At 69.3% G+C, this 6,427-nt stretch carries 6 protein-coding genes; 4 read left to right on the top strand and 2 right to left on the bottom strand.

Translation table 11 applies throughout. The features are described 5' to 3' along the window. On the top strand, window positions 1-472 hold a 472-nt coding region (locus TSO5_RS30165), incomplete at its 5' end, for a response regulator (protein ID WP_146203868.1). 141 nt (window positions 473-613) lie between these two features. Further along, the gene (locus TSO5_RS30170; protein ID WP_109155068.1) at window positions 614-1,834 is read left to right on the top strand and encodes a D-alanyl-D-alanine carboxypeptidase family protein; all 1,221 of its coding nucleotides are present in this window, start codon (window positions 614-616) and stop codon (window positions 1,832-1,834) included. A gap of 10 nt (window positions 1,835-1,844) precedes the next feature. Here the strand turns inward: TSO5_RS30170 and TSO5_RS30175 are convergent, their stop codons facing one another. Then, the gene (locus TSO5_RS30175; RefSeq protein ID WP_109155069.1) at window positions 1,845-4,088 is read right to left on the bottom strand and encodes a response regulator; all 2,244 of its coding nucleotides are present in this window, start codon (window positions 4,086-4,088) and stop codon (window positions 1,845-1,847) included. Between the two features lie 271 nt (window positions 4,089-4,359). Then, on the bottom strand, window positions 4,360-4,782 hold the full coding sequence (locus TSO5_RS30180; protein WP_109155071.1) for a helix-turn-helix domain-containing protein: 423 nt from the start codon (window positions 4,780-4,782) through the stop codon (window positions 4,360-4,362). A 222-nt stretch (window positions 4,783-5,004) separates the two neighbouring features. Between TSO5_RS30180 and TSO5_RS30185 the strand changes: the two genes are divergently transcribed. Then, a complete protein-coding gene (locus TSO5_RS30185) occupies window positions 5,005-5,961 on the top strand; it encodes a hypothetical protein (RefSeq protein ID WP_109155070.1) in 957 nt (318 codons plus the stop codon). A 130-nt stretch (window positions 5,962-6,091) separates the two neighbouring features. After that, window positions 6,092-6,427, top strand: a 336-nt coding sequence (locus TSO5_RS30190) for a heavy metal-associated domain-containing protein (RefSeq protein ID WP_247871038.1), incomplete at its 3' end; no start/stop codon positions are given.

Below are 6,427 nucleotides of genomic sequence, written 5' to 3' on the forward strand. Positions count from 1 at the left end.
CACCCCTGCCCCCGCCGCCGTCCCCACCCCGCCCACCGGCCGCGCCGGGCGGGGCACGGTGCTGGTGGTGGAGGACGAGGGGTTGGTCCGCATGCTGCTGGTGGAGGTGCTGGAGGGCGACGGCTACACCGTGCTGGAGGCCGCCGACGGCACCACGGCGCTTGCCCGGCTGAGCGAGGCCGCGGCCGGGCGGGAAGGCCCCAGACCGTCGGTCGACCTGCTACCGCCGGTCGACCTGCTGGTGACCGATGTCGGGCTGCCCGGCCTGAACGGCCGCCAGCTGGCGGAGGCGGCGCAGGCGCATTATCCCGATCTGAAGGTGCTGTTCCTGACCGGCTATGCCTTCCAAGCCCTGGACGACAGGCCCGGCGATGGCGAGGATGGGCTTGGCCGCAACATGCGCATGCTGGCCAAGCCGGTGGCGGTCGATGCCTTCCGCGCCATGGTCCGTTCGATGCTGTCCGACGGATGATGCCGGCCGCCCGGTGGCCGTCCCGCCCCGTTCCGCTTTCGCCCATCCTGCTTTCGCCCGTCCCGCTTTCAAAGGGGGAACCCGCAACGCCGACAGCGCCCGCGCCGCAGCGGGGCTGCACCAACCGCCGGACCTGAGACGATGCCCCTGCTCGCCCGCGCTTCGACGCTGCTGCTGCTCTCCCTGACCGTTCTCGCGGTCCTGCTGGCGCCCCTGCCGGCCTCGGCCAAGAAGGGTTGGACCCCGGTCGCCGCGGAGATCCTGATGGATGCGGACAGCGGCAAGGTCCTGCGGGCGCGCAATGCCGACCGGCTGACCTACCCGGCCTCGCTAACCAAGATGATGACGCTGATGCTGACCTTCGAGGCGCTGGACCGCGGCACGTTGCGGCTGAACCAGAGGCTCGTGGTGTCGCGGCATGCCGCCTCGATGCCGCCGTCGCGGCTGTGGCTGGCACCGGGCAGCACCATCACGGTGGAGCAGGCGATCCTGGCGCTGGTCACCCGCTCGGCCAACGACGTCGCGGTGGTGCTGGGCGAGGCGCTGGGCGGCAGCGAGACGGCCTTCGCCAAAAAGATGACGGCGCGTGCCCACCGGCTCGGCATGCGCCACACGGTGTTCCGCAACGCGTCGGGCCTGCCCGACCGGCTGCAGCGGACGACGGCGCGCGACATGGCGACCCTGTCCCGGGCGCTGATCCGCCGCCATGGCAAACATTACGCCTATTTCAAGCGCCGCAGCTTCGACTGGCAGGGCGATACGGTTTATGGCCACAACCGCCTGATGGCGCGCTATCCCGGCATGGACGGCATCAAGACCGGCTACATCGCCGCGTCCGGCTTCAACCTTGCCGCCTCGGCGGTGCGGGACGGCCGCCGCCTGATCGCGGTGGTGATGGGCGGGCACAGCGCCGATGCCCGCGACACCCAAGTCGCCGACCTGCTGGACGCCGGCTTCAAGCGCCCGACCAGCCCGTCCAAGCCGGCGCCCGTGCAGCCGGATCTGGTGATCACCAAAAACAGCGCCTCGACCGCCGAACGCAGCACGGCGGTGAGCGTTGCCGTCCCTTCGATGAAGCCGGCCACCACAAAGTCCGCCACCACAAAGTCCATAGCGAAGCCCGACGGCGGCTCCTGGTCCATTCAGGTCGGCGCCTTCGCCAGCCATGCCGCGGCGATGCGCAGCGCCCGCGACACGGCCAAGCGCTTGGGGCCCCTCGCGGCCGGCGCCAGTCCCGCGATCGTCCGCTCCGGCGGTCTCTACAAGGCCCGCCTGACCGGATTCCCCGCCGCCACCGCCGACGCGGCCTGCAGCGCCCTGAAAACGGCCGGACGCGGCTGCTTCCCGCTGCAGAGCCGGTAACGCGGGCTTCCTAAAGCGCCTCCATGATGTGGCCGATCAGGGCTGCCGGCGGGATCGGCTTGGACAGGATGCGGATGCCGGGCTCGCGCCCCAGATCCTGCAGCACCGCCTTCTCGGCATAGCCGGTGACGATCAGGACCGGCAGGCCGGGGCGGTGACGGCGGACGAGGCGGGTCAGGTCGGCGCCGGTCATGCCGGGCATGGCGAAGTCGGTGACCAGGACGCCGATCCCCTCGTCCGCCTCCAGCAGCGCCAAAGCCTCCTCGCCGCTGGAGGCCTCCGACACCATGATGCCGGCCTCGTCCAGCACCGCCGCGTTCGCCATGCGGACCAGGGCGTCGTCCTCGACCAGCAGCACGCGCACGGCGGCAGCCTGGGTGGCGGCCTGGGCGTCGGACAGGGCGGCGGACGGCACGGGCGACGGCCGGTTTCCGGCGGCGGCCTCGTCGGGCGGGTCCGACCCGTCGTCCGCCGGAACCGGGGCGTGGGGCAGGTACAGCGTCACCGCGGTGCCGAGGCCGGGATGGCTTTCCAGGCGCATGCCGCCGCCGGACTGCGCGGTCAGTCCATGCACCATGCTCAGCCCCAGACCGCTGCCCTGGCCGATCGGCTTGGTGGTGAAGAAGGGGTCGCAGGCCCGCGCCAGCACGTCCGGCGGCATGCCGGTGCCGCTGTCGCGCACGGTCACGGCGACATAGCCGCCCGGCGCCAGGGCGGGGGATATGCTCTCGCCCGCCGGCTCTCCAGCTTTCCGGCCCATCTCCACCGACAGGCTGGTCACGGCGATGGTCAGGGTGCCGCCGTCCGGCATGGCGTCGCGGGCGTTGATGGCGAGGTTCAGCAGGGCGATGTCGAACTGGTGGGGATCGACCAGCGCCGGCGGCACGCCGGCGTCGCGGTCGATGCGGATGCGGATGGCGCCGCCCAGCGTGCGTTCCAGCAGCGTCGCCATCCCCGACACCTGGGCGCCGAGGTCGACCGGCGCCGGGGCCAGCCGCTGGCGGCGGGCGAAGGCCAGCAGGTGCTGGGTCAGGGTGGCGCCGCGGTCGACCGCCTGGCTTGCCACCTCCACCGCCCGCCGGCTCTCCGCCCCGCGCAGCTCGCCGCCGGCCTCCAGCATGTGCAGGCTGGAGCGCACCGCCTGCAGCAGGTTGTTGAAGTCGTGGGCGACGCCGCCGGTCAGCTGGCCCAGCGCCTCCATCTTCTGCAGCTGGCGGACATGCTCCTCCGCCTCGTCGCGGGCTTCCACTGCCTGACGGCGCTCGCTGAGCGCGCGGTTGGCGGTCTCGTAGGCCAGGAACTGGCGCGCCATCGCCCACAGCATCAGGGCGAGCGCCACCGCGCTGACCAGCCCGGCGCCGGCGATGACGATCGCCTGACTCTGCCAACGGGCCAGGATCTCTCCCCGCGTCCGGCTGACCGCGACGGCCAGCGGATAGTTGCGGACGAGCTGGACGGACAGGATCCGGCTCTCGCCGTCGACCGAGCGCTGCAGGGTGGAGGTGCCGGTCCCGGTCTGGGCGAGCTGCCTATCGATGATCGGGTCGTGGGCGATGGTGCCGATCTTATCCGGCACCGGCGGGAAGCGCGCCAGCAGCATGCCGTCGCGCCACCACAGGCTGAAGCCGCTGCCCGGCACCACATGGAGGCTGCGGTAGAACTGTTCGAAATAGGACAGGCGGATGGCCCCGACCACCAGCCCGACCAGCCCGCCGTCCGGGGTGTTCACGCGGCGGGCGATGTAGAGCGTCCATTCTCCGGTAACGATGCTCTTCGTCGGCCGGCTGAGATAGGCCTGTCCGGGATCGGCGTCCTTGAGTTCCTGGTAATAGTCGCGCTGGGACAGGTCGAGCGTCGGAGCCGGGAACTGGCGGGTGAAGTTCACCAGACTGCCGTCGGCGGCGATCAGGCTCAGCGCCTCCATCTGCGGCAGGCTGGACGCCTTGGCCTTGAGGATCTCGTAAACCTGCCGTTCAAAGCGCAGCCGCTTGAAGGCTTCGAGGCTGCGCCGGTTCTCAAGCGGAATCTGCTCGGCGATTCCGCCGACGGTCAGGTCGATCCCTTCGATGGCGCGGGCAGTCTGCTCGGCCAGCGAGGCGTTGAGCGTGCGCAGGCCCAGCGTGGCTTCGGCCAGCGTCTCGTCATGCAGCCGGTTCAGGACGATCGCGGTGCCGCCGCACAGCACCGCCAGCACGGCCACGCCGAGCGCCCCGATGCGCTGGAGCGGACGGTTGGTTCTCAGAAGCCGCAGCATGCCGCCCGTTTCCGATCCGCCCTCACCGCCGCGCCCGCATCCATCTCGAACCCTGTTCCCGACCCTGTTCCCGCTGCCGTCGCCATGACGATCCGCTTCCCCCCATGATGGGCCAAGTGACGGCCAAAGTGGCGTTCGCCGTCCGGAAGCATGGATGGTTTCGACACTGCATAAGCGTGACTATAGACGCCGCCGTCCGCCGGGCAACCGGCTGCAGGTCATAGAGCGCGCTTGTCCGCTGCGGCGCTTCGTCCCGGAGGGGGCTTTTCCGTCAATGCCGGTCGTGCAGGCAGTGGGCGTGGTCGGCCAGCACCTCGATGACGTGGCAGCTGCGCACCTGGCCCTGGGCGCAGCCCTCCACCATCCGCCGCACCTCGTCGCGCAGAGCCTCCAGCCGGGCGATCCGGGACTCGATCTCGGCCAGATGGGTATGGGCCAACTGGTCGGCGTCCCGGCAGGGCCGGCCGGGATCGTCGGCCATTGCCAGCAGCTGGCGGATCGCCTCAACCTCGAAGCCCAGCTCGCGGGCGTGGCGGATGAAGCGCAGCCGGTTGACCGCCCTGTCGTCGTAGCTGCGCCGGTTGCTGCCGGTGCGCGGCGCCTCCGGCAGCAGGCCGATGCTCTCGTAATAGCGGATGGTCGGGATCTTCACGCCGGTCCGTTTGGCGAGCGTGCCGATGGTCAGGCTGGACATGGTCGGCATTTCCCTCTTGATCCTCCAGTCTCTGGAGAATTTAAGCTCCGGGGAAGCCGCCGGCAATGTGCTGCTTCCGGGAACGGAACCACTGGCCCCATGGGGGAAGAAGGATCAGGCCCCAGCCGCCCTCCCCGTATTTTCTATTTCCGCTTGTTCATCCCGCCACCAACGGTTATTACCCCGCCCCAAGTCCTGGCCCCGAGCAGCAAGGGTGTCGCTGTGAAGATCCTGTGCGTCATCCCGCATTTCTACCGTCCCAAGGCCGACCATGCCGCCGGTGGAAACAATTCCAGTGATATCAATCGGAAAGCGGAACGCATCGCCGTCCTTGGCGAGACCATCTCCGCCTTTCACCAACTCTATGGGAACCGGGTGGCCGGTCTCGACCATTGGCGCAAGGTGGCATGGCAGGCCGCATCCCCGCATCGTGCCCAAATCGATGTGATCGTCTGCACCGTCGGCGACAACCATCTGCTCAATTCGCTGCGGATCAGCCCGGCTCTCTACCGCCAGGCCAAATTCGACGACAACTTCCTGCCAACCCGGCTGGGATTCGGTGCGCATATGGCGATGCGGGAACTGGCGGGGCAGTATGACTGGTACTGCTATGTCGAAGACGACATCATCATGACCGACCCGCTGTTCTTCCGCAAACGGGCGCTGTTCGATGCGCAGTTCGGGCCGGAGGCGCTGCTGCAGCCCAACCGGTTCGAGAACGCCTCGACCTTCGGCTACAAGGTCTATCCGGATTACGTCCTCGGCCGGCCCTGGACGACCATGCATCAGGATCTGTCCGACCGGCCGGAGTTGACCATGGAGTTCATGGGAGAGGCCGTTCGGTTCGAGCGCACGTCCTATCCGGCGGCCGGAAGCTTCTGCCTCAATGCAGCGCAGCTTGAGCGCTGGGTATCCCACCCGTCCTTTCTCGACATGGACGAATCCTTCCTGGGGCCGCTCGACTCCGCGGGGATCCTGTCGATCATGAAGACCTTCCGGGTCTACAAGCCGGCTCTGGACCATGGCTCCTTCTTGGAGGTGAAACATGGCTCGCCCCGCTGGTCGCCCATCGTCGGGCTGGAACAGCATCCCATTATCCCCAGGACCGACCCTTTCGCCGGACTTCCGGGGCATTCGCCTGAGAATGACGAAGCGGATGCCGGCGACGGGAGCTGCTGAAGCCGCGAACGTCCGAAGCGTCCTGCCGGGCTGAGCATGGGCGGCGTTTTTCCCCCTTGATCCTCCAGCCGCTAGAGAATTTAGGCTCTCCGGGAACTGCCGAAGATGCGCACCCGGAAGGAGCTTTCCCATGGCCGATCCCACGCCCGATCCCATACCCGACACGCAGGATCAGATCGGAGTTGGCGGAACCGCCTTGCGCACCAGCCGCTACCGGGTTTCCGGCATGGATTGCGGCTCCTGTGCCGCCAAGATCGAGACGGCGTTGCGCCGGGTGCCGGGGGTCCGCGAGGTGCGGGTGTCGGTGCCTGCCGGCACGGTGGCCGTCTCGCACGACGACACGCTGGGTGCCGACGCGGTCGTTCGTCCGCTGGCGGCGCTCGGCTATGGCGCCACCCCCGCCGATCCGGTCGCGGACGGCCCGGCGGCGGCCTGTGGCGGGGGGTGCTGCGGCGGGGGCGGCCCC

It is taken from the genome of Azospirillum sp. TSO5 (assembly GCF_003116065.1).
In the GTDB taxonomy this organism is placed as follows: domain Bacteria; phylum Pseudomonadota; class Alphaproteobacteria; order Azospirillales; family Azospirillaceae; genus Azospirillum.

What these genes read in the sequence shown, in the direction of transcription:
- TSO5_RS30170 (WP_109155068.1), top strand. Translation starts at nt 614, where the DNA reads ATGCCCCTGCTCGCCCGCGCTTCGACGCTGCTGCTGCTCTCCCTGACC.
- TSO5_RS30175 (WP_109155069.1), bottom strand. Translation starts at nt 4,088, where the DNA reads ATGCTGCGGCTTCTGAGAACCAACCGTCCGCTCCAGCGCATCGGGGCG.
- TSO5_RS30180 (WP_109155071.1), bottom strand. Translation starts at nt 4,782, where the DNA reads ATGTCCAGCCTGACCATCGGCACGCTCGCCAAACGGACCGGCGTGAAG.